The 254-nt window shown below is 60.2% G+C and carries 1 protein-coding gene; it reads left to right on the top strand.

The window, feature by feature from the left end:
- Positions 1-254 (top strand): FG-GAP repeat protein (locus KYG_RS19285; protein ID WP_008906607.1); only part of this gene is annotated, 254 nt, incomplete at both ends.

Consider the following 254-nt stretch of genomic DNA (forward strand, 5'->3'; position numbering starts at 1 on the left):
TATGGAGCCAACAGGCCTACGTGAAGGCCAGCAATAGCGGGGCAGGTGACGCATTTGGACGGAGTGTGGCCCTTTCGGGCGACGGCAACACCCTGGCGGTGGCGGCGGAAGACGAAGGAAGCAACGCCACCGGGATTAACGGAGACATGTCGGACAACTCTGCCAGCAGTGCGGGTGCTGTGTATGTGTTCACCCGAAACGGCAGCACCTGGAGCCAGCAGGCCTATGTAAAAAGCCGCGAGGCTCAAGTGAAT

Origin of the sequence: Acidovorax sp. NO-1, assembly GCF_000238595.1 — a bacterium.
Classification (GTDB): Bacteria; Pseudomonadota; Gammaproteobacteria; order Burkholderiales; family Burkholderiaceae_C; genus Acidovorax.